Raw genomic sequence first — 22,221 nt, forward strand, 5'->3', positions numbered from 1 at the left:
TTCCATGCCGTCGTGGTTGGATTATTGTTTTGAATACGAGGCGGTCACCCCAGGGAGCGCCAACAACGACAAGAACATTGCTTGCCCGGATACTCCTTGGTGACTGTGGTGCGTATTCAAGGCGATGCGCCATCACGAAGAAGAACCAGCAGCACGGATGCTGCCATGATGCTTTAGGGGGAGGCCACATGGCCTCCCCCTTTTACGTCTGCCTCTTTACGCCTACCTCCGCTTCGCGGGAACGGCGCTATGCAAGGTGCCAGGGGTCCGCTACACTCAAACCCTTTCGCACCCTTACCTATTTGCCCTGCGAGTCGATATCGCCGCATGTTCAAAGGATTTACCCGCTTTCTGCAGAGTCCGGGAGAGCACTTGAGGTCACTTTTCGGCCCAGAGGATGTTGCCGGTGCCAGCCATGAGTTGCGCATCATTCCCCGAGAGCAACACCCGGTATCGCGACAGCACTTCAGCGATGCCGCGCTCAAGGTCCTCTATCGTCTTCATAATGCCGGCTTCGAGGCCTACCTGGTCGGCGGCTGCATCCGTGATTCTCTGCTGGGCCGCATGCCCAAGGACTTCGACGTGGCAACCGATGCCACGCCCGAACAGGTCAAGGAACTGTTCCGCAATTCGCGAATCATTGGCCGCCGCTTTCGTATCGTGCATGTGCGTTTCGGTCGCGAAGTGATCGAGGTCACGACCTTCCGAGGCAAGCCCGGTGATGATCATGGCGACCACATCGCACAACAGTCCGATGATGGCCTGTTGTTGCGCGACAATGTGTGGGGCAACATTCAGGAAGATGCCCTGCGTCGCGACTTCACGGTCAATGCCCTCTACTACAGCATCGCCGACTTCTCGATTCACGACTTCGCCAACGGCGTGAGTGATATAGAGGCTCGTACGCTGCGACTGATCGGCGACCCGGCCACCCGCTATCGCGAGGACCCGGTACGCATGCTGCGGGCGGTACGTTTCGCCGCCAAGCTCGACTTCCACCTCGCCCAGGCCACCGAAGCGCCGATCGATGAGCTGGCCCCGCTGTTGCTGCAGATTCCGCCGGCGCGCTTGTTCGACGAGATCCTCAAGATGTTCATGGGCGGCCACGGCGTCGAGACATTCCGCCTGCTGCGTCATTACGGGCTGTTTGCCATGCTGTTTCCCGAGGCCGACGAGGCGATGGCGGAGCTGCCATGGGCCGAGCCACTGATCGAGCAGGCCCTGGCGAGCACCGACAGGCGGATCGCTGAAGAGCGCCCGGTCACCCCGGCGTTTCTCTTCGCCGCCCTGCTCTGGGGACCCGTGCAGCTTCGTCAGGCAAGCCTGGAGGCCGGAGGAATGCCACCGATCCCGGCGCTGCAGGCCGCCTCGCAGCAAGTGATCTCACGGCAGTTGCAACATATCTCGATTCCCAAGCGTTTCAGCATGCCGATGCGCGACATCTGGGACATCCAGCAGCGCTTGCCGATGCGCCGGGGCCGGCGCGTCTTCCAGACGCGCGAACACCCGCGTTTTCGTGCCGGCTACGACCTGCTTCTGCTGCGTGAAGCTGCCGGCGAGCTCGAACCCGGACTGGGTGACTGGTGGACCGCCTTCCAGCAGGCCGACGAACACGAACAGCGTCGCCTGCTCGACAAGGTCGGCGCCAACCCGGCAGGTAGTGGTGCGCCTCGCAAGCGACGCCGCCGGCGTCGCAAGCCGAAGAACCCCTCGAACGAGGCATGAGCGTGCACATCGCCTGGGTCGGCCTTGGCAGCAACCTCGCCAACCCGCGTGAGCAGGTCGAGCTTGCCCTCAAGGCTCTCGACCGGTTGCCATTGACGCGCTGCCTCGAAACTTCGCGCCTGTATGCCAGCCGCCCGGTCGGCCCCCAGGACCAACCTGATTTCGTCAATGCCGTCGCCAGGCTCGAGACCCGTCTCTCGCCGCTGGCCCTGCTCGACCAGCTCCAGGCGCTCGAGCAGCGCCACCGCCGCGTTCGCCAGCGCCGCTGGGGGCCCCGCACCCTGGACCTGGATCTGTTACTCTTCGATGACATGTGCCTGGTGTCGCCACGTCTGACCATCCCCCACTCACAGATGACCCGGCGTGCCTTCGTGATGGTTCCGCTGGCGGAGCTTGCCGCCGACCGGAACCTGCCCGATGGCCAGCGCATTGGTGATCTGTCGGCTGTGCTGGCGTCCGATGACCTGTGGCCAGTGTTACCCGACGCCTGAGGCCGCCCGGAAAAGTGTTACCTATCGACACGCCAAGGCTGTTCGGGTAACAATCGCGGGTGATAAAAAGACACAACGACGAGAGCACGCCATGAAAACCGTCACCCTGAGCTCGCTGCAGGCCTTCAAGCGCGCCGGTGAGCCGTTCAGTTGTCTGACCGCCTACGACGCCTCCTTCGCTCGAGCCGCCGGTGATGCCGGAATCGAGGTGCTGCTGGTGGGTGACTCGCTGGGCATGGTTCTGCAGGGACATTCCAGCACCCTACCGGTCACCCTCGAAGACATCCGCTACCACACGCGGTGCGTGGCGCGCGGCAAGGGCGCCAGCCTGCTAATGGTCGACCTGCCGTTCATGGGCAACTCGACCACCGAACGCCTGCTCGAGAACGCCGGCGAACTGATGCGCGCCGGTGCGGAATTGATCAAGGTCGAGGGCGAGGCCTGGATGGCCGACGGTATCCGCGAACTGACGCGACGCGGTGTGCCTGTCTGTGCGCACCTGGGCCTTACGCCGCAGTCGGTCTACCAACTCGGGGGGTACAAGGTGCAGGGCCGCGAGGCCGAGCAAGCAAGCCGGATCCTCGAGGATGCCCGCACGCTGGTCGAGGCGGGTGCCTCGGTGATCCTGCTCGAGTGCGTGCCGGCGAGCCTGGGCCGAGCAGTGACCGAAGCGTTGGATGTGCCAGTGATCGGCATCGGCGCCGGCCCCGATACCGATGGCCAGATTCTGGTCATGCACGACGTTCTGGGCGTGACCCACGGACGAACGCCACGTTTCGTAAAGAACTTCATGGCCGAGGCGGATGACATTCAGGGGGCGTTTCGACGCTACCACGAAGACGTCAAGGCCAGGCGCTTCCCTGCCCCGGAGCACGGCTTCTGAGGGCCACGCCGTTCTCGACACCGTTCTCGACAACATGCTCGACACCCATGCCCCGCCATCACGGGCATGACGACCAGGAGGCGCTCCGATGCGTACCCTCAACGAGATTCCCGCGTTGCGTGAAGCGCTCGACGACTTCCGTCGGCAAGGCCAGCGGATTGCCCTGGTGGCGACCATGGGCAACCTGCACCAGGGCCATATAGCCCTGGTGGAAACCGCCCGTCGGCAGGCCGATATCGTGGTGGCCACGATCTTCGTCAACCCGATGCAATTCGGCCCCAACGAGGATCTCGACGCCTACCCGCGGACCCTGGCCGACGACCAGGCCAAGCTCACCGCGGCTGGCTGCGACCTGCTGTTCACCCCGACCACCGAGACGGTCTATCCACGCGGACTGGCGTCCCAGACGCGCATACGCGTACCGGAAGTCAGCGAAGGCCTGTGCGGCGGCTCGCGGCCCGGACATTTCGATGGCGTGGCAACCGTCGTCAGCATGCTGTTCAACCTCGTTCAGCCCGATGTGGCCTGCTTCGGCCAGAAGGATTACCAACAGCTGGCGGTGATTCGTCGCATGGTCCAGGACCTGCACTTCCCCATCGAGATCATCGGCGTGCCCACGGTACGGGCCAGCGATGGGCTGGCACTCTCCTCACGCAATGGCTACCTCGATGACGAGCAACGCGCCACGGCACCACGCCTGCACCAGATGCTCGAGGCACTGCGCGACGCAATGGAAGATGGCGAGCCACCCGAGCGCGCGCTATCCATGGGGCGCGAGGCGCTGGCCCAGGCAGGCTTCACTCCCGATTACCTGGAACTTCGCGCCACTGACCTCAGCCCGGTCACGGCGACGACTCGCGATGCCGTGCTACTGGCGGCGGCGCGGCTGGGCCCGACCCGCTTGATCGACAATATCTCCCTGACCCTGCCGCGCTGACACGCCGGCCCGACTGTTGACGGAGGACCTCACGTCCATGTTCACCATCATGCTCAAGGCCAAGCTGCACATGGCCCGCGTTACTCATGCCGTGCTCAACTATGAAGGCTCGTGTGCCATCGACGGCGACCTGCTCGACATGTCCGGTATTCGCGAGAACGAGCAGATTCAGATCTACAACGTCGAAAACGGCCAGCGCTTCACCACCTATGCGATACGCGCCGAGGAAGGCTCACGGACCATTTCCGTCAATGGCGCCGCCGCTCACCTCGCCGGCCCCAACGATCGAGTGATCATCTGCAGCTACGCGCATTACAACGAGGCCGAACTCGACAACCACCAGCCAGCGCTGGTCTATCTGCAAGAGGGCAACGTGGTCAGCCATACCAGCCACGCCATTCCGGTGCAGATGGCCTGACTTGGCATGCTGACGTTGTGCAATCTCATGCGATACGCACCAGCTTTGTGCCAACGAAGCATTGCCGCGGCGCACAAGACTCCCCTATGCTGACGAGAACCGGTCCTGCCCGTGTGGTGACGTTCCTCGCCACCAATGAGCAAGACCGCAAGCCCGTCATCATCCATGTTCAGGAGACTCTTCCATGCAAGAAGTGGTGATCGTTGCCGCACGCCGTACCGCCGTAGGTGCCTTCGGTGGCTCCCTGGCCGGCATTCCCGCAAGCGACCTTGGCGCCCTGGTAATCAAGGATATCCTGGCCAGCACCGGCGTTGCCGCCGACCAGGTGGATGAAGTCCTCCTCGGCCAGGTGCTGACCGCAGGCGTCGGCCAGAACCCAGCCCGCCAGGCGGCCATCAAGGGCGGCCTGCCGGCTGCCGTTCCCGCCATGACCATCAACAAGGTTTGTGGCTCCGGCCTCAAGGCACTCCACCTGGCTACCCAGGCGATTCGCTGTGGCGATGCCGAGCTGATCCTCGCCGGTGGCCAGGAAAACATGTCCGCGTCCCCCCATGTGCTACCCAACTCGCGCAATGGCCAGCGCATGGGTGACTGGAAAGCCATCGACACCATGGTTCACGACGGCCTGTGGGACGCCTTCAACGGCTACCACATGGGCATCACCGCCGAGAACCTGGCCGAGAAATACGGCATCACCCGCGAAGAAATGGACGAATTCGCCGCCGGCTCGCAGCAGAAGGCCGCCGCCGCCATCCGCGAGGGCAAGTTCAAGAGCCAGATCGTGCCGGTCGAGATCCCCCAGCGCAAGGGCGACCCGGTGGTCTTCGACACCGACGAAAACCCGCGCGAAGTGTCCGCCGAGAAGCTCTCCGGCATGCGCCCGGCGTTCAAGAAGGATGGCACCGTGACCGCCGGCAATGCCTCGTCGCTCAATGACGGTGCCGCCGTGGTAATGCTGTGTTCCGCCGAAAAGGCCAAGGCCCTGGGGCTCGAGCCACTGGCGCGAATTGCCGCCTACTCCAATGCCGGCGTCGACCCGGCGATCATGGGCATCGGCCCGGCTCCGGCCACCCGTCGCTGCCTGGAGAAGGCCGGCTGGAGCCTGGATGACCTCGACCTGGTCGAAGCCAATGAGGCGTTCGCCGCCCAGGCCCTCTCGGTCAACAAGGAACTTGGCTGGGACACCAGCAAGATCAACGTCAACGGCGGCGCCATCGCCATTGGCCATCCGATTGGCGCGTCCGGCTGCCGGGTGCTGGTCACCCTGCTGCACGAGATGATTGCCCGCGATGCCAAGAAGGGCCTGGCCACGCTGTGTATCGGCGGTGGGCAAGGGGTTGCGCTCGCCATCGAACGCTAATCCGCGCTGCGCGCGAGCTGTAAGCTGTAAGCTGTAAGCACTGAAAATCAAGCCCTTGCGGACCTCTCCCGCAAGGGCTTGTCTTTTTGTCGCCAACAACAAAAAACCCTCCAGGACATCGGCCATGGAGGGTTTGACTTACAGCTTAAAGCTTAAGGCTTACAGCTCGGTGGCAGTCTCTTCGGCTTCGAAGGCGGCCTTCTCCTCCGGGGTGATCTCCTTGATGGTGAGCTTGACCCGGTTGCGGTTGTCGATGTCGAGCACCTTGACCACGATCTCGTCGCCCTCGTTGAGGAAGTCGCGCACGTCGTTGACCCGCTCCGGCACGATCTGGGAGATGTGCACCAGGCCATCGGTTCCCGGCATGATGTTGACGAAGGCACCGAAGTCGGCGATGCGCACCACCTTGCCGCGGTACAGCTTGCCGATTTCCGCCTCGGCGGTGATCGCAAGCACGGTATCGATGGCCCGCTTGGCCGCCGCCTTGTCCTCGGCGTAGATACGCACCGTGCCATCGTCGTCCAGATCGATGGAAGCGCCGGTATCCTCGCAGATCTTGCGGATGGTGGCGCCCCCCTTGCCGATCACGTCACGGATCTTGTCCGCGGCGATCTTGATGGTGGCCATGGACGGGGCATTCTCGGAGACCTCGGCACGGCTCTGCGCGATCACCGTGTTCATCTCCTCGAGGATATGCAGGCGGGCCGCATTGGCCTGCTGCAGTGCGGTTTCCATGATCTCTTCGTTGATGCCTTCGATCTTGATGTCCATCTGCAGGGCAGTGACACCCTCCGCGGAACCCGCCACCTTGAAGTCCATGTCGCCAAGATGATCCTCGTCACCGAGGATGTCGGTCAGCACGGCGAAGCCATCCTCGTCCTTGACCAGGCCCATGGCGATCCCCGCCACTGGCGACTTGACCGGTACACCGGCATCCATCAGCGCAAGCGAGGTGCCGCATACCGACGCCATGGAGCTCGAGCCGTTGGACTCGGTGATCTCGGAGACCACGCGAATGGTGTAGGGGAAATCCGCTTCATTGGGCAGCATTGCCTGCACACCCCGACGCGCCAGGCGACCATGGCCAATCTCGCGGCGCTTGGGGCCGCCCATGAAACCGGCTTCGCCGACGCTATAGGGCGGGAAGTTGTAGTGCAGCAGGAAGCGATCCTTGCGCTCGCCTTCCAGCGACTCGATCAGCTGCGAATCACGCAGGGTGCCAAGCGTCGCCACCACGATGGCCTGGGTCTCACCGCGTGTGAAGATCGCCGAGCCGTGGGTCTTGGGCAGGCTGCCCACCTCGATGGCCAGCGGCCGGACGGTCTTCAGGTCACGGCCATCGATACGCGGCTCACCCTTGACCACACGGCTGCGCACCACGCGCTTCTCGAGCCCCGCGAAAGCGCCCTTGACCTCATCGGCGTCGAACTTGCCCTCCTCTTCACCGGCCAACTGCTCGACGGCCTCCGCCTTCAGCGCGGACAATGCATCCTGACGAACCATCTTGTCGGTGATGCGGTAGGCTTCGCCGACCTTGGCTTCAAAGGCCGCCGCGATGGCCTGCTTCAGCGCGGTGTTCTCGGCGGGCGGCTGCCAGTCCCACTTCGGCTTGCCGGCTTCGGCAGCCAGTTCATTGATCGCCTTGATGGCCACCTGCATTTCCATGTGGCCGTACAGCACCGCGCCGAGCATTTCATCCTCGAGCAGCTCCTTGGCCTCGGACTCGACCATCAGCACGGCTTTCTCGGTGCCGGCAACGACCATATCGAGCTCGGAGCCTGCGAGCTCTTCCACGGTGGGATTGAGGAAATAGCCCTTGTCCTCATCGAAACCGACGCGAGCCGCGGCGATGGGGCCATTAAAGGGAACACCGGAAATAGCCAGCGCCGCCGAGGTGCCGAGCATTGCGGCGATATCCGGGTCATGATTACGATCGGTGGAGAGCACCGTGCAGACAATCTGGACCTCATTCATGAAGCCCTTGGGAAACAACGGACGAATCGGGCGATCGATCAGCCGCGAGGTGAGGGTCTCCTTCTCGGTGGGGCGCCCCTCGCGCTTGAAGAAGCCGCCGGGAATCTTGCCGACCGCATAGGTCTTTTCCTGATAGAACACTGCCAGGGGGAAGAAGGGCTGACCGGGGTTGGCATCCTTCTTGGCCACCACGGTGCACAGCACCACGGTGTCATCCATGGTGACCATCACGGCCCCAGTGGCTTGACGGGCGATGCGGCCTGTTTCGAGGGTGACGGTACTGCGACCGTACTGGAACGTTTTCTTGACCGGATTCACGGCGACTTCCTTCAACTTTTCTGTGTTTGGTTCGTTTTGACTCGGCGACTATTTTAGGGGTTGACGTCCGCCGGGGCCACCAGTTAGCGACAATTCAACGCGACAATCTTGCCAAGGGGCACGAGGGCTGACCGTCACCCCTACCGCCAAGCCGCTATCCACCCCTTGCCGGCCCATGCCAAGCCTTGACCCGACAGCACAAGCCAACCCCCAGACGCAAAACGGGCAGCCCGTGGGCTGCCCGTTTCGTGTCTCGCGCGGCTTCGCTTAGCGACGCAGACCCAGACGCTGAATCAGCGACTGATAGCGCTCGAAATCCTTGCGCTTCAGGTAGTCAAGCAGCTTGCGGCGCTGGTTGACCATGCGGATCAGACCACGACGTGAGTGGTGATCCTGCTTGTTGGTCTTGAAGTGATCCTGCAGGCCATCGATGTTGGCGCTCAGCAGGGCAACCTGCACTTCGGGGGAACCGGTGTCGTTGTCGCCACGGCCATATTCGTTGACGATTGTGGCCTTCTGTTCGGCTGTCAGTGCCATCTGTATCTCCAGTAAGCAATATGCCTGAGTGATAAGTGTATGAGACCACGCATATTTGCAGTCTCGGCTGTGTCTCCCTTGGAAAGGCGTGTCGTGCCCCTTTCCTAGTCGGCTGCGCTACTCAGCAGCCGCTTCGGCGCCACCTCCTGTGGCGCCGTCACCGTGCCGAGTCCCAGAAAGGTCTCGTCACGATAGAGTCTTGCCAGTGCTCCCTCGCCACAGGCCGTGGTGTCGACCGTAGCCGACTGGCCATGGCCCAGGCGGGTGGCCGCCACGCCATCGACATCGAGCCGCGGCAGGTGCTTGACCAGCACATCCACCGGCAGCAGCAGTGCCTCGCGGGCCACCGGGTCGGGCAATGCCTCCAGCGCCTCGAGCGGGTGCATCCCGTCACTGGCGAAGGAGCCGGTCTCGAGACGGCGCAACGCGCTGATGTGCGCGCCCGAACCCAGCGCCAGGCCGATGTCCTCGGCAAGGGTGCGGATATACGTGCCCTTGCTGACACGCACTTCGAGCTCGAATGCCTCAGGCTCGAAGGCAAGAAGCCGGGCATCATACACTGTCACGCGCCTGGCTGCACGCTCTACCGTCTTGCCCTCGCGCGCCAGCTCGTAGAGCTTGCGTCCCTGGTGCCTGAGCGCCGATACCATGGGCGGCACCTGTTCGATCTCACCGCGAAAGCGGTTCAGCACCCCTTCGATGTCGGCTTCGGTGAGCCGTGGCACGTCACGCCGTTCGATCACCGTCCCCTCGGCATCGCCGCTGTCGGTGATCACCCCAAGCTCGACCCGCGTACGGTAGACCTTGTCGGCTGCCAGCAGGTGGGCGGAGAACTTGGTCGCCTCACCGAAACAGACCGGCAACAGGCCTGTCGCCATCGGGTCAAGCGTGCCGGTATGGCCAGCCTTCTGGGCTTCGAACAGCCGCCTTGCTCGCTGCAGGGCATGGTTGCTCGAGGCCCCCTTGGGCTTGTCGAGCAGCAACACGCCATTGATCGGGAGACCTCGACGCCGACGTGCCATCAATCCCGCTCGCCGTGGCCTGGTGAACCGTCATCCGGCGTATCGGCATCGTCGTCATGACGGGCACGATCGCTGGACACCGCCTCCTCGATCAGCGATGACAGGCGCTGGCCGCGCACCACGCTTTCGTCGTAGTGGAACCGCAGCTCCGGCACATGGCGCAGCTTGATCCTTCGAGCGATCTGGCCGCGCAGGAAACCCGCCGCCTGCTTGAGAACCTTGAGGTTCTCCTTGATGCGCTCCGGCGTGTCTTCACCCAACAGGGTCACGTGGACATCGGCGTAGCCGAGATCACGACTGACCTCGACGCCACTCACCGTGACCATGCCCAGGCGCGGGTCCTTGACCTCGCGCTGGATGAGCACCGCCAGCTCCTTCTGGAGCTGGTCGGCCACCCGGTCGGTACGTTTGAACTCGCGCATGTCGCTCCTCGACCCTTAGAGGGTCCGCTCGACCTTGACCTGGTCGAAGACCTCGATCTTGTCGCCGACCTGGACATCGTTGTAGTTCTTCACGCCGATGCCACACTCCATGCCGTTGCGCACTTCCTGGACGTCGTCCTTGAAGCGACGCAGCGACTCGAGTTCACCCTCGTAGATCACCACGTTGTCGCGCAGCACACGGATCTTCTTGTTGCGATGCACGGAGCCCTCGACCACCATGCAACCGGCCACGGCACCGATCTTGGGCGCACGGAAGACGTCGCGAACCTCGGCCACGCCGACGATCTCTTCCTTCCATTCCGGCGCCAGCATGCCGGTCATCGCCTGCTTGACCTCGTCGATCAGCTGGTAGATGACGCTGTAGTAGCGCAGGTCGAGGCCTTCGCGCTCGATAATCTCGCGTGCAGCCGCGTCGGCACGCACGTTGAAGCCCATCACGATGGCTTCGGAGGCCAGCGCCAGGTTGGCGTCGGTACCGGTGATGCCACCCACGCCGGAGGACACCACGGCCACCTTGACTTCCTCGGTGGAGAGTTCCTCCAGAGCGCCCTTGATAGCCTCGAGCGAGCCCTGCACGTCGGCCTTGAGCACGATGTTGACCTTGGCCACTTCGTCCTGGCCCATCTGGCTGAACATGTTCTCCAGCTTGGCCTTCTGCTGGCGCGCCAGGCGCACCTCGCGGTACTTGCCCTGACGGAAATTGGCGACCTCGCGGGCCTTCCTTTCGTCGGCCACGACCATGAAGTCGTCACCGGCATCGGGGGTACCGTCGAGCCCCTGGATCTCTACCGGCATCGCCGGACCCACCGATTCGACCTGCTTGCCAAGCTCGTTGGTCAGCGCGCGGACACGGCCGTAGTGCAGGCCAGCCAGCACGATGTCGCCGCGACGCAGGGTGCCGTTCTGCACCAGTACGGTGGCCACCGGGCCACGGCCCTTGTCGAGCCGCGACTCGACCACCACACCCTTGCCGGGCGCTTCGGGCACGGCCTTGAGCTCGAGCACTTCGGAGACCAGCTGGATCGCCTCGAGCAGATCCTCGATACCATCACCGGTGTGGGCCGAGACATGCACGAACTGGGTGTCACCGCCCCACTCCTCGGAGATCACGCCGTACTGCGACAGCTCGTTCTTGACGCGATCCGGATCGGCGCCCTGCTTGTCCATCTTGTTGACCGCCACCACCATGGGGACTTCAGCCGCCTTGGAGTGCTCGATCGCCTCGATGGTCTGGGGCATCACGCCATCGTCGGCGGCAACCACCAGGATGACCACGTCGGTGGCCTTGGCGCCACGCGCACGCATGGCGGTGAACGCCGCGTGACCCGGAGTATCCAGGAAGGTCACGCCGCCGTGGTCGTCCTCGACGTGGTAGGCGCCGATGTGCTGGGTGATCCCCCCCGCCTCACCGGTAGCCACCTTGGCCTTGCGGATATAGTCGAGCAGCGACGTCTTGCCGTGGTCGACGTGACCCATGACCGTGACCACCGGCGACCGGCTGATCTCATCCCCTTCGTAGGAGATACCCTCGAGCATTTCGGTCTCGAGCGCATCATCCTTGATCAGCTTGGGCGTATGGCCCATTTCCTCGACCACGATGGCCGCGGTGTCCTGATCGATTGTCTGGTTAATGGTCACCGCGGCACCCATGTTGAACATGGCCTTGATGACTTCGTTGGCCTTGATCGACATCTTGTCGGCAAGGTCGGCAACGCTGATCGATTCGGGAATCGACACCTCGCGCACGATCGGCTGGGTCGGCTTCTGGAAACCATGCTTGCCGCCACCCTGGGAGCCACCACGGCGGCCTCCACGGCGCTCGGCCCGCTTGACCTTCTTGCCGCCGCCACGGCGACGCTCCTCGCGATCGCCACGGTCATCGTCGTCGCGTTCATGACGGCCTTTCTTGGCGGCCGTCTTCTTGGGCGGCGCTGTGCGACGATCCGAGCGACCTTCCTTGGGTGGCGCGGGCGGCTCGTCGGCGACCGGTTGCTCGACCAGCTCCGGCACCGGGACCTGCGGCTCGGCGGCAGGTGCCGGCTTCTCGGCCTCACGCTTGGCGGCTTCCGCACGCTCGGCTTCCTCGGCGGCTTTCGCCTTGGCGGCCTCGGCATCACGCGCTTCCTGCTCGGCGCGAGCCTGCTGGGAATCCGCCATGTCACCCACCAGCTGACGCGGGCCGCTCTCTTCGGCGACGGGCTCCTCGGCGGGCTGATCCTCACGCTTGACGTAGGTACGCTTCTTGCGGACCTGCACCTCGATGGTCTTGCCACGCTCACCGGTCTTGATCCGGCTGCGTGTCTTGCGGGTCAAGGTGATGCGATTCTTCGCACCGGCCCCACCGCCGCCATGGCTCTTGGTGAGATGGTCGAGCAACTGACGCTTGTCCTCCTCGGACACCGCATCGCTCTCGGACTTGTGCTCGAGCCCGGCTTCTTTCATCTGTTCCAGCAGGCGAGGCACTTCACGGCCCACCTTTGCTGCGAAATCCTTAACGGTCATCTCTGACATTACGACCCTCCTGAGCCCGTGACCCCAATACTGTTCGCTATCGAATGCTTCATTGATCCGCCGGTCGCGGTATCACGCCATTCGCTAACGTGCGATTCGCAATCAAGCTATTCGTCTTCGAACCAGGGAGCACGGGCCGTCATGATCAGTGCCGCGGCGCGCCCCTCGTCCATCCCCTCGATATCCATCAGATCATCGACGGACTGCTCGGCGAGATCTTCCATGCTGACGATCCCGCGGCTGGCCAGGATGAAGGCCAGGTGGCGCTCCATTCCCTCCATCTCCAGCAGGTCATCGGCCGGCTGGGCACCGTCGAGCTCCTCCTCGGAGGCGATCGCCAGGTTCAGCAGTTCATCCTTGGCGCGAGCGCGCAGCTCCTCGATGAGATCCTCGTCGAACTCCTCGATCTCCAGCATCTCCTCCACCGGTACGTAAGCGACCTCTTCCAGGGAGGTAAATCCCTCTTCGACCAGCAGACGGGCGACGTCATCATCGATGTCCAGGTGCTGGATGAAGTGTTCGACCAGGCTGTCCAACTCCTGGTCACGCTTGGACTCGGCTTCATCCTCGGTCATGACGTTGATACGCCATCCGGTAAGCTCCGAGGCCAGGCGGACGTTCTGGCCACTGCGGCCGATGGCCTGGGCCAGGTTATCCTCGGCGACCGCCACGTCCATGGCGTGGGCATCCTCGTCGACGAGGATCGAGGCGACATCCGCCGGCGCCATGGCATTGATCACCAGTTGCGCGGGGTTGTCGTCCCACAACACGATATCCACGCGCTCGTTCTGCAGCTCCGAGGACACCGCCTGGACACGCGAACCACGCATGCCGACGCAGGCACCGACAGGGTCGATGCGGCGGTCGTTGGTCTTGACCGCGATCTTGGCGCGCGAACCCGGGTCGCGAGCCGCCCCCTTGATCTCGATGAGCTGCTCGGCGATTTCCGGCACCTCGATCTGAAACAGCTCGATGATCAGTTCCGGGCAGGTGCGCGACAGGATCAGTTGAGCGCCACGCGCCTCGGCATCGACCTTGACCAGCAATGCACGCACCCGCTCGTTCATGCGGTAGCGCTCTCCGGGAATCATCTCGCTACGCGGCAGAAAGGCTTCAGCGTTGTCACCCAGGTCGATGATCAGGCCATCGCGCGTCGTCTTCTTGACGATACCGGCCACCAGCTCACCTTCACGCTCGGCATAGACACGTACCACTTCGGCACGCTCGGCTTCGCGTACCTTCTGCACGATGACCTGCTTGGCGGTCTGGGCGGCAATCCGTCCGAAGTCGGCATTGTCGATCTTCTCTTCCACCACGTCACCCAGGCCCAGGGGCGGGTCACGACGCTCGGCGAAAGTGAGCTTGATCTGGGCATCCGGGCCGTCGAAGTCATCATCCTCGACGACTTCCCAGCGACGGAAGGTCTCGTAGTCGCCGGTACGACGGTCGATATGCACCCGAACACTCGCTTCTTGATCTTCGAAGCGCTTGCGTGATGCGCTGGCCAAGGCCGCTTCGACGGCCTCGAAGATCACGTCGCGCGGGACCCCCTTCTCGTTGGAGATCGCATCAACGACCGTCAAAATCTCTTTACTCATGCCTTTGCCTCGCCAGAAAACCTGTCCTTGAGCATCATGCTCATTCGCCAACCTCGACCAGCGGCCTACTCCTCGAACCTGGGCACGACATGCGCCTGGTCGATGCCATCGATGGGGAAACAGTATTCCTCACCATCGACGTGAAGCAGCACCTCGTCGGCCTCGACTCCTGCCAGCAGGCCCTGAAACTTGCGCCGACCCTCGAAGGGAGCACGTAGTTTCAGAGCCACATCGTGCCCCTGGTAACGCTCGAATTGATCGAGCGTGTACAGCGGCCGATCCAGGCCCGGAGAGGAAACCTCGAGGCGATATTCGCCACGCACGGGATCTTCCACATCGAGCACTGCGCCCACCTGACGGCTGACATCGGCGCAATCTTCCACGCTGATGCCATTGTCATGATCGATGAAGATCACCAGCCGCGAGTGCTTGCCCTGGGACAGGAAATCGATGCCCCACAGCTCGAAGCCCATGGCCGAGACCACGGGTTCGATCAGCGCATGCAATGCAGCATCCTTGATTGCCACGGAATATGCTCCTACAGCCGTTGCATCAGGCACCTGGCCGGGAGTGAACAGGAAAGACAGGTGGCTGATTGGCGTTGCCCGGAACAGTGCTCCAGGGTCATCCACTGTGAATGACGCCGTGAGCAAGCTGCTAACAAAAAGCCCCTTCACAGGAAGGGGCTTTCACAAGAAACCTGTAAACCACTCCGGCTTGCTGGCGGCCCCTTCAATCGAGCCATTCGCCCGAAAGGCGCCTTGCCGGAAGATGGTAGCGGGGACCGGATTTGAACCGATGACCTTCGGGTTATGAGCCCGACGAGCTACCAGACTGCTCCACCCCGCATCAATCTAGGTCGGTGATTCTATGCCTACCTTGCTTGTTCGTCAAGGTAAAACGCTCACCGTGCTGCCAATCCTGCGCCTGATAACCGCACCCTGCCATGTTGCTTCCACTCAATGCATCTGGCCAATATGTCCGACCAAAAAGTGACCAACAGGTGCATGCGAATCAGATGGTGCCGAAGGCGGGACTTGAACCCGCACGACCGTAAGGTCACTACCCCCTCAAGATAGCGTGTCTACCAATTCCACCACTTCGGCATCGGGGAGGCCGGGAAATGCCGCGAACTCAGTCGCTGCTTTCCTCCAGCACTGGCGCGGTATTATCCACACCTTGCTCGCTATCGTCAAGCGTTGGAACGTTGCGCTGCTGCTCGATCAAGCGTGAGTCGGGAATGCCCGCTTCGGGCGCCTGCCCCGCCTGGGACGCGAACCATGCCAGGGTCAAGGAGGTGGCGAAGAAACTCGCCGCCAGCACCGCGGTGAACTTGGCGAGAAAACCACCGGTTCCGCGCGAGCCGAACACGGTCTGGGAGGCACCGCCACCAAAGGCAGCGCCCGCTTCGGCGCCCTTGCCCTGCTGCAACAGGATCAGGGCGACCAGGGCGATGGCGATCGCCACATGGGTCATGAGAATGGCAACTTGCATGGTTTCAACCTGCTGACTGGCAAATGGCTAGGAAATCGTCGACCTTGAGCGATGCTCCGCCCACCAGGCCGCCGTCGATATCTGGCTGGGCTAGCAATTCCGCGGCATTGTCCGCCTTCATGCTGCCGCCGTAGAGGAGGCGCATCCCCTCGGCCAGGGTCTGATCATAACGCGCCAGGCACGCACGGATCGCCGCATGAACCGCCTGGGCCTGAGCGGGGCTTGCGGTCCGCCCCGTGCCGATGGCCCATACCGGCTCATAGGCTACCACCACACGCGCGCGCTGCTGGGCCGACAAGGCGTCGAATACCGCCTCGAGTTGACCCAGCACTACCACCTCGGTGCGCTCGGCTTCGCGTTCCTCGAGGGTTTCGCCGACGCACAGCACCGGTACCAGGTCGGCCGCGAGTGCCGCCTCCACCCGCGCCAGCACGGCGGCATCGTCCTCGCCGAACAGCGTGCGGCGTTCGGAGTGGCCCACCAATACATAACGTACCGCGAAGTCGGCCAGCATGGCCGCGCTGACTTCACCAGTGAACGCCCCCGATGGCTGGTCACTCAGCGTCTGCGCACCGATAGCGACCGGCGTGCCGTCGAATGCACGTGCGGCGTCACCCAGGTAGGGAAAGGGCACCATCAGCGCCACATCGATGCCCGCCGGCAGCGGGGCTCGGGCAAAGGACTCGCCAAAGCTTTCGACAAGCGCCATTGACCCGTTCATTTTCCAGTTGCCGGCAATCAGCGGGGTACGCATGAAGTGTCCTCTTTCAAGGTGGTGCGAAATGGTATAGGAGCGGCCCTGTCAAGACAACCAACAGGGCACAAGCAATCGCCAGCGAGAGGTGGTCAGTCGAGCAGCGCTTCAACTTCACGGGCCAGACGCCGGGCCAAGCCCTCGACATCGAGATGCGGGCGACCCTCCACCATCACCCGTATCAGCGGCTCCGTGCCCGAGGGGCGCAGCAGTACCCGGCCCTGGTCGCCAAGCTCTGCTTCCACATCGGCCACCGCGCTCTGCAACTCAGGCATGTCCATCACTGCCTTGGCCTGGGTGCCGGGCGTCAGCCGCACGTTGACCAGTACCTGGGGCGCCTTTTCAAGACCGGCCAACAAACGCGCCAATGTCTGGCCTTCGCGAATCATGATCGCCAGGACCTGCAGCGCCGAGACGATGCCATCGCCGGTGGTCTGTACATGGCCGCAGACGATATGGCCCGAGGATTCGCCACCGAGCTGCCAACCATTCGCCGCCAGGCGTTCCATGACGTAGCGGTCGCCCACCTTGGCACGCTCGAAGGGTATTCCCATGCCTTCCAATGCCGCGGCGAGGCCGAAGTTGGACATCAGGGTGCCGACCACGCCACCGCCCAGCTCGCCGCGCGCATGGCGGTCGCGGGCGATCAGATAGAGAATGTCGTCGCCGTCGATCTCGCGGCCATCGGCATCCACCAGCAGCACGCGGTCGCCATCGCCATCGAAGGCCACGCCGAGATCCGCGCCCTGCTGGATCACCGCCGCACGCAACGCCGCGGGGTGAGTGGAGCCCACTTCCTGGTTGATGTTGAGGCCATCTGGGCTTGCACCGATCAGGCTGACCTCGGCGCCCAGCTCGCGAAACACGCTGGGGGCGATGTGGTAGGTGGCACCATGGGCGCAGTCGAGCACCACCTTCAAGCCGCGCAGGCTGACCCGGTCGGGGACGGTCGACTTGCAAAACTCGATGTAGCGGCCAGCGGCGTCGTCGATGCGCGTCGCCTTGCCGAGTACGTGGGCGGCCACGGTGGTCAGCGGCTCGTCAAGCATCGCCTCGATGCGCTCTTCGATCGCGTCGCCGAGCTTGGCGCCTTCGCTTGAGAAGAACTTGATGCCGTTGTCGGCAAAGGGGTTATGCGACGCCGAAATGACAATACCGGCATCGGCACGGAAAGTACGGGTCAGATAGGCGATCCCCGGCGTCGGCATCGGCCCGAGCAGCGCCACGTCGACACCGGCCGCCGAAAGCCCGGACTCCAGGGCCGATTCGAACATGTAGCCGGAAATCCGCGTGTCCTTGCCGATCAACACGCGGTGAGGCCGCTGCTCATTATCATTGACCAGCACGCGGCCGGTCGCCCAGCCAAGCTTGAGCATGAAATCGGCGGTGATCGGTGGCTCACCCACGGTGCCGCGAATGCCATCGGTGCCAAAGTAGCGTCTTGTCATCAGCAACCTTCCTTGAGTACGGCCCATGTCATGTTCACCGCATCCACGTTGGGGCCAACGTCATGGACACGCAGAATCTTCGCGCCTCGCTCGACGGCCAGCGCCGTGAGCGCAAGCCCACCGGAAAGCCGCTCTTCCACCGGGCGCGCCAACACCTTGCCAATCATGCTCTTGCGGGACATGCCCACCAGCAATGGCAGATCGAGCTGCGCCAGGCGCTCCATTCGGTTGAGCAGGCGCAGGTTATGCTCCACGCTCTTGCCGAAGCCGAAACCGGGGTCGACCAGCAACCGTTCACGCCGCAGGCCCGCCGCTTCACACTGCGCCACGCGGGTGGCGAGATAGTCGAATACGGCGTCTTCGACAGGCACATCATAGCGAGGCGCTTCCTGCATGTCGCGAGGCTCGCCCTGCCGGTGCATCACACAGACCGGGAGCCCCGTGCCAACCGCCGCCGTCAACGCCCCTTCATGCTCCAGGGCACGCACGTCGTTGAGCATTCCAGCCCCCAGTGCCGCGGCTTCACGCATCACCACGGGGCAACTGGTATCCACCGAGACCAGCGCGTCGAGTTCACGCACCAGTGCCTCGACAACCGGCGCGACTCGCTCGAGCTCGTCCGCCGAACTTACCGGCTCGGCCCCTGGGCGCGTCGATTCACCGCCCACATCGATGATTGCCGCCCCTTCGGCAAGCATCCGCTCGGCATGGCGCAGCGCATCATCGCGGGCCACATGGCGGCCACCATCGGAGAAGGAATCAGGGGTAACGTTGAGGATCCCCATGACGCGGGGGTAGGACAGATCGAGCCGATGCCGGCCACACATCAGGGAAGCGCTAGTTTCGTTCATCATCAGTCATTCTTTCAGCGGCACTTAACGTCGAAGGCGCCCCGAGGGGCGCCTGTCTTTCACAAAGCGGCCTTTCATTAAAGGGCAAGTTCACGAACCGGCCGGGCCGCCCAGGGGGTCGGAGGGGCGACGTTGCGGCTCGTCTTCGTCCTCGTCGTCATTGTCACCATCAGCACCATCCGAACCTTGAGGATCACTGCGGGTCTCGGCCTCAGGCTCATCGGTGACCGGTGCGCCGGGGCCCGACGAATCACCGTCCTCCCAATCCTTGGGCGGACGCGGAGCGCGACCCTCCATGATGTCCTTGAGCTGGTCGGCGTCGATGGTCTCGTACTTCATCAGCGCCTCGGCCATGGCATCGAGCTTGTCGCGGTTGTCCTCGAGAATCTGCCGGGCCTGCTCATAACAGCCATCGATGATCTTGCGCACTTCCTTGTCGAGCTTGGAAGTCGTCTCGCCGGAGCGCATCTTGCTGCCACCCTGGCCAGGAGCGCCCAGGAACTGATGTGACTCGTCCTCATCGTACATGATCGGGCCCATCTCCTCGGAGAGACCCCACTTGGCGACCATGCTATGGGCAAGCTCGGTGGCACGCTTGATGTCGTTGGAAGCACCGGTGGTCACCCCGTTCGGCCCGAGGGTCATTTCCTCGGCGATCCGGCCACCGAAAAGCGAGCAGATCTGGCTGAGAATCTGTTGCCGCGACAGGCTGTAACGATCCTGCTCGGGGAGGAACATGGTGACACCCAGCGCCCGGCCACGCGGAATGATGGTGACCTTGTAGACCGGATCGTGCTCCGGCATCACCAGGCCGATGATGGCGTGTCCCGACTCGTGAAAGGCCGTATTGAGCTTCTCCTTCTCGGTCATGACCATGGAACGACGCTCGGCGCCCATCATGATCTTGTCCTTGGCAAGCTCGAGCTCATCCATAGCCACCAGGCGCTTGTTACGGCGCGCGGCAAACAATGCCGCCTCATTGACCAGATTGGCCAGGTCGGCGCCGGAGAACCCTGGCGTACCACGGGCGATCAGCGAAGGCTTGACGTCATCTGCCAGCGGCACCTTGCGCAGATGCACGTTGAGGATATGTTCGCGGCCACGGATGTCCGGCAGCGGCACCACCACCTGGCGGTCGAAACGGCCCGGACGCATCAGCGCCGGGTCGAGCACATCGGGGCGGTTGGTGGCGGCGATCACGATGATACCTTCGTTGGCCTCGAAGCCGTCCATCTCGACCAGCAGCTGGTTGAGCGTCTGCTCGCGCTCATCATTGCCACCGCCCATGCCAACGCCGCGCGAACGACCCACAGCGTCGATCTCGTCGATGAAGATGATGCACGGCGCCTGCTTCTTGGCCTGCTCGAACATGTCACGTACGCGGGACGCACCCACGCCAACGAACATCTCGACGAAGTCTGAACCGGAGATCGAGAAGAACGGCACCTTGGCTTCGCCGGCAATCGACTTGGCGAGCAAGGTCTTACCGGTACCGGGGGGGCCCACCATCAACACGCCACGCGGGATGGTGCCACCCAGCCGTTGGAACTTGGTCGGGTCGCGCAGGAAGTCGACCAGTTCCTCGACCTCTTCCTTGGCCTCGTCACAGCCCGCCACGTCGGAGAAGGTGGTCTTGATCTGATCCTGGGAGAGCAGCTTGGCCTTGGACTTGCCGAAGCTCATCGGCCCGCCCTTGCCACCGCCACCGCCCTGCATCTGGCGCATGAAGAACATGAAGATGGCCAGGATCAACAGGATCGGGAAGCTGGCGATCAATAGCCGCATCCACAGGCTCTGCTGCTCCGGCTCCTTGCCTACCACGGTGACGTCGTTGGCCAGCAGGTCATCCATCAGCTTGGGGTCATCCGCCGCCGGGCGGATGGTCTGGAACTGGGAACCATCGGTACGCTCACCGGAAATGGTGTAGCCATCGATGGTCACCGTGCGAACCTGCTGGTTCTGCACCTGCTGGACGAACTGTGAATAATTCATCGACTGGGGTGCGTTATCGACGCTGAAGTTGTTGAACACCGTCAGCAACACCGCCGCGATGACCAACCACAGAATCAGGTTCTTCGCCATGTCGTTCAAGGGACTACCCTCAATATCAATAATCTGTCGGCCAAATGTGCCTAGCACATTCGACACTACATGAGCGGCCCTCGTTCGGCCACTGTCCCCACTGTCCCTCAGACATACTGTGACACAGTCGAGCCACGCTGTCCGGCAATCGGGTCGTTAGGCCCGGGCTATCATTCCAATCCGCACCGCGGCGGAACGCATCGAATCAACCCAGAAAGCCCTCGGCCAGCAGGTAGACCTCGCGCGAACGCGCCCGCGAGGCCCCTGGCTTGCGGGTCACCACCCGCTTGAAGCTGCCACGCAGCTCCTTGAAATACTCGTCGAACCCCTCCCCCTGAAACACCTTGGCAAGAAAGCAACCGCCGGGGGACAGGGTCTGGCGGGCCAGATCGAGCGCCAGTTCCACCAGATACATCGCCTGAGGCTGATCGATGGCCGCCATACCACTCATATTGGGGGCCATGTCCGACATCACAAGGTCTACGGGGCGCTCGCCCAGCCGGGCAAGGATCGCGTCGAGCACGGCATCCTCGGTAAAATCGCCCTGAATGAAGTCGACCCCGGCCAACGCGTCCATTTCCAGGATGTCGGAGGCGATGACGATACCGTCGCTGCCGACCTTCTCCGCCGCCACCTGGCTCCAGCCACCGGGTGCCGCGCCAAGGTCAATAAGCGTCATGCCACGGCGGAATAGCCGATCCTTCTCGTCGAGCTCGAGCAGCTTGTAGCTGGCACGGCTGCGATAACCGTCCTGCCAGGAGCGCTGCACATACTGATCGTCGAAATGCTCCTTCAGCCAGCCCTTGCTGGTCTTGCTGGTGGCGTTCTTGCCAGCGGAGGATTTGCCTTGAGATTGGGCTGGAGAGTCAGAGCGGGAACGAGCCACGGCATACCTGTATTGAGCTGATGCGGTGTGAAGAAGACGGTGCGGCACACTGACTGTGTCTAGACAGGGAACAGATGGACGTGCGGATTGTCGGTGGCGGCATTTAGCCGTACCATGGCTGGCTGCGCGCAACCAGGAAGACGCAAGATACCATGAGCTTGTCACCGGCACAAAAGAAAGCATTTCGCAGCACCGGCCACCACCTCAACCCGGTGGTGATGGTCTCCGAGAACGGCATCTCCGAGGGTGTGCTGGCGGAACTCGACCGCGCACTCACCGACCACGAACTGATCAAGATCAAGCTCGCCCTGCCGGAACGCGACGATCGTCGCGCCATGCTGGAAGAGCTGGTGGCGGCGAGTGGCGCCGAACTGGTACAGACGATCGGCAAGATGGCGCTGCTTTACCGTCGCAACCCCCAGGTCAACCCGAAGCTCTCCAACGTCAAACGCTTCGAAGGGCATCACGGCCGCCACTGATACAGCGCGC

At 63.1% G+C, this 22,221-nt stretch carries 20 protein-coding genes and 2 tRNA genes; 7 read left to right on the forward strand and 15 right to left on the reverse strand.

The window, feature by feature from the left end; all coding sequences use genetic code 11:
• Positions 1–327: 327 nt before the first annotated feature.
• The 6 genes from pcnB (at position 328) to C6V82_RS07425 (ending at position 5,814) form a co-directional block, all read left to right on the forward strand.
• Positions 328–1,725 (forward strand): polynucleotide adenylyltransferase PcnB, encoded by a 1,398-nt coding sequence (gene pcnB, locus C6V82_RS07400; protein WP_102587491.1) that lies wholly within the window; start codon positions 328–330, stop codon positions 1,723–1,725.
• Entirely contained in the window at positions 1,722–2,216 is a 495-nt protein-coding gene (gene folK / locus C6V82_RS07405) for a 2-amino-4-hydroxy-6-hydroxymethyldihydropteridine diphosphokinase (protein ID WP_102587490.1), read from the forward strand. Before pcnB ends, folK begins: the two co-directional genes overlap by 4 nt.
• Before the next feature lie 91 nt (positions 2,217–2,307).
• Positions 2,308–3,099 carry a 3-methyl-2-oxobutanoate hydroxymethyltransferase gene (gene panB, locus C6V82_RS07410; RefSeq protein WP_102587489.1) on the forward strand — a complete coding sequence of 264 codons (792 nt, stop codon included), beginning with the start codon at positions 2,308–2,310 and terminating at the stop codon, positions 3,097–3,099.
• Positions 3,100–3,187: 88 nt separating this feature from the next.
• Positions 3,188–4,036, forward strand: coding sequence for a pantoate--beta-alanine ligase (gene panC / locus C6V82_RS07415; protein WP_102587488.1), 849 nt, complete (start codon positions 3,188–3,190; stop codon positions 4,034–4,036).
• Between the two features lie 37 nt (positions 4,037–4,073).
• Entirely contained in the window at positions 4,074–4,454 is a 381-nt protein-coding gene (panD, locus tag C6V82_RS07420) for an aspartate 1-decarboxylase (protein WP_102587487.1), read from the forward strand.
• A gap of 184 nt (positions 4,455–4,638) precedes the next feature.
• Positions 4,639–5,814: an acetyl-CoA C-acetyltransferase gene (locus C6V82_RS07425; protein WP_102587486.1), complete on the forward strand. Its 1,176-nt coding sequence runs from the start codon at positions 4,639–4,641 to the stop codon at positions 5,812–5,814.
• A 159-nt stretch (positions 5,815–5,973) separates the two neighbouring features.
• Here C6V82_RS07425 and pnp read toward each other — a convergent pair whose 3' ends face one another.
• The 15 genes from pnp to rlmE all read right to left on the reverse strand — a co-directional run bounded on the left by pnp (position 5,974) and on the right by rlmE (position 21,732).
• A complete protein-coding gene (pnp, locus tag C6V82_RS07430) occupies positions 5,974–8,106 on the reverse strand; it encodes a polyribonucleotide nucleotidyltransferase (protein ID WP_180978243.1) in 2,133 nt (710 codons plus the stop codon).
• Between the two features lie 267 nt (positions 8,107–8,373).
• Positions 8,374–8,643 (reverse strand): 30S ribosomal protein S15, encoded by a 270-nt coding sequence (gene rpsO / locus C6V82_RS07435; protein ID WP_102587484.1) that lies wholly within the window; start codon positions 8,641–8,643, stop codon positions 8,374–8,376.
• A 104-nt stretch (positions 8,644–8,747) separates the two neighbouring features.
• Positions 8,748–9,665: a tRNA pseudouridine(55) synthase TruB gene (truB, locus tag C6V82_RS07440; protein WP_102587483.1), complete on the reverse strand. Its 918-nt coding sequence runs from the start codon at positions 9,663–9,665 to the stop codon at positions 8,748–8,750.
• Entirely contained in the window at positions 9,665–10,087 is a 423-nt protein-coding gene (rbfA, locus tag C6V82_RS07445) for a 30S ribosome-binding factor RbfA (RefSeq protein ID WP_102587482.1), read from the reverse strand. The genes truB and rbfA overlap by 1 nt, the downstream gene beginning before the upstream one ends.
• A 15-nt stretch (positions 10,088–10,102) precedes the next feature.
• Entirely contained in the window at positions 10,103–12,619 is a 2,517-nt protein-coding gene (gene infB, locus C6V82_RS07450) for a translation initiation factor IF-2 (protein ID WP_102587481.1), read from the reverse strand.
• Positions 12,620–12,726: 107 nt separating this feature from the next.
• On the reverse strand, positions 12,727–14,217 hold the full coding sequence (nusA, locus tag C6V82_RS07455; protein ID WP_102587480.1) for a transcription termination factor NusA: 1,491 nt from the start codon (positions 14,215–14,217) through the stop codon (positions 12,727–12,729).
• A 65-nt stretch (positions 14,218–14,282) separates the two neighbouring features.
• Complete coding sequence (rimP, locus tag C6V82_RS07460; protein WP_102587479.1) at positions 14,283–14,744, reverse strand: ribosome maturation factor RimP; 462 nt, start codon at positions 14,742–14,744, stop codon at positions 14,283–14,285.
• 245 nt (positions 14,745–14,989) lie between these two features.
• Positions 14,990–15,066 (reverse strand) — tRNA-Met (locus C6V82_RS07465).
• 170 nt (positions 15,067–15,236) lie between these two features.
• Positions 15,237–15,323 (reverse strand) — tRNA-Leu (locus tag C6V82_RS07470).
• A gap of 28 nt (positions 15,324–15,351) precedes the next feature.
• The gene (gene secG / locus C6V82_RS07475; RefSeq protein WP_102587478.1) at positions 15,352–15,711 is read right to left on the reverse strand and encodes a preprotein translocase subunit SecG; all 360 of its coding nucleotides are present in this window, start codon (positions 15,709–15,711) and stop codon (positions 15,352–15,354) included.
• A gap of 4 nt (positions 15,712–15,715) precedes the next feature.
• Complete coding sequence (gene tpiA / locus C6V82_RS07480) at positions 15,716–16,465, reverse strand: triose-phosphate isomerase (protein ID WP_102587477.1); 750 nt, start codon at positions 16,463–16,465, stop codon at positions 15,716–15,718.
• 92 nt (positions 16,466–16,557) lie between these two features.
• Positions 16,558–17,913, reverse strand: a complete 1,356-nt coding sequence (glmM, locus tag C6V82_RS07485) for a phosphoglucosamine mutase (protein ID WP_102587476.1) — start codon at positions 17,911–17,913, stop codon at positions 16,558–16,560.
• Positions 17,913–18,767 (reverse strand): dihydropteroate synthase, encoded by an 855-nt coding sequence (folP, locus tag C6V82_RS07490; RefSeq protein ID WP_444542702.1) that lies wholly within the window; start codon positions 18,765–18,767, stop codon positions 17,913–17,915. Before folP ends, glmM begins: the two co-directional genes overlap by 1 nt.
• An 87-nt stretch (positions 18,768–18,854) precedes the next feature.
• Positions 18,855–20,855, reverse strand: coding sequence for an ATP-dependent zinc metalloprotease FtsH (gene ftsH, locus C6V82_RS07495; protein WP_102587475.1), 2,001 nt, complete (start codon positions 20,853–20,855; stop codon positions 18,855–18,857).
• A 196-nt stretch (positions 20,856–21,051) separates the two neighbouring features.
• On the reverse strand, positions 21,052–21,732 hold the full coding sequence (gene rlmE, locus C6V82_RS07500) for a 23S rRNA (uridine(2552)-2'-O)-methyltransferase RlmE (RefSeq protein WP_102587474.1): 681 nt from the start codon (positions 21,730–21,732) through the stop codon (positions 21,052–21,054).
• Positions 21,733–21,884: 152 nt separating this feature from the next.
• On the opposite strand from rlmE, the gene yhbY reads away from it, so the two are divergent.
• On the forward strand, positions 21,885–22,211 hold the full coding sequence (gene yhbY / locus C6V82_RS07505; protein WP_102587473.1) for a ribosome assembly RNA-binding protein YhbY: 327 nt from the start codon (positions 21,885–21,887) through the stop codon (positions 22,209–22,211).
• Positions 22,212–22,221 lie beyond the last annotated feature (10 nt).

The sequence above is a fragment of the Halomonas urumqiensis genome, from assembly GCF_003028575.1.
GTDB lineage: Bacteria > Pseudomonadota > Gammaproteobacteria > Pseudomonadales > Halomonadaceae > Halomonas > Halomonas urumqiensis.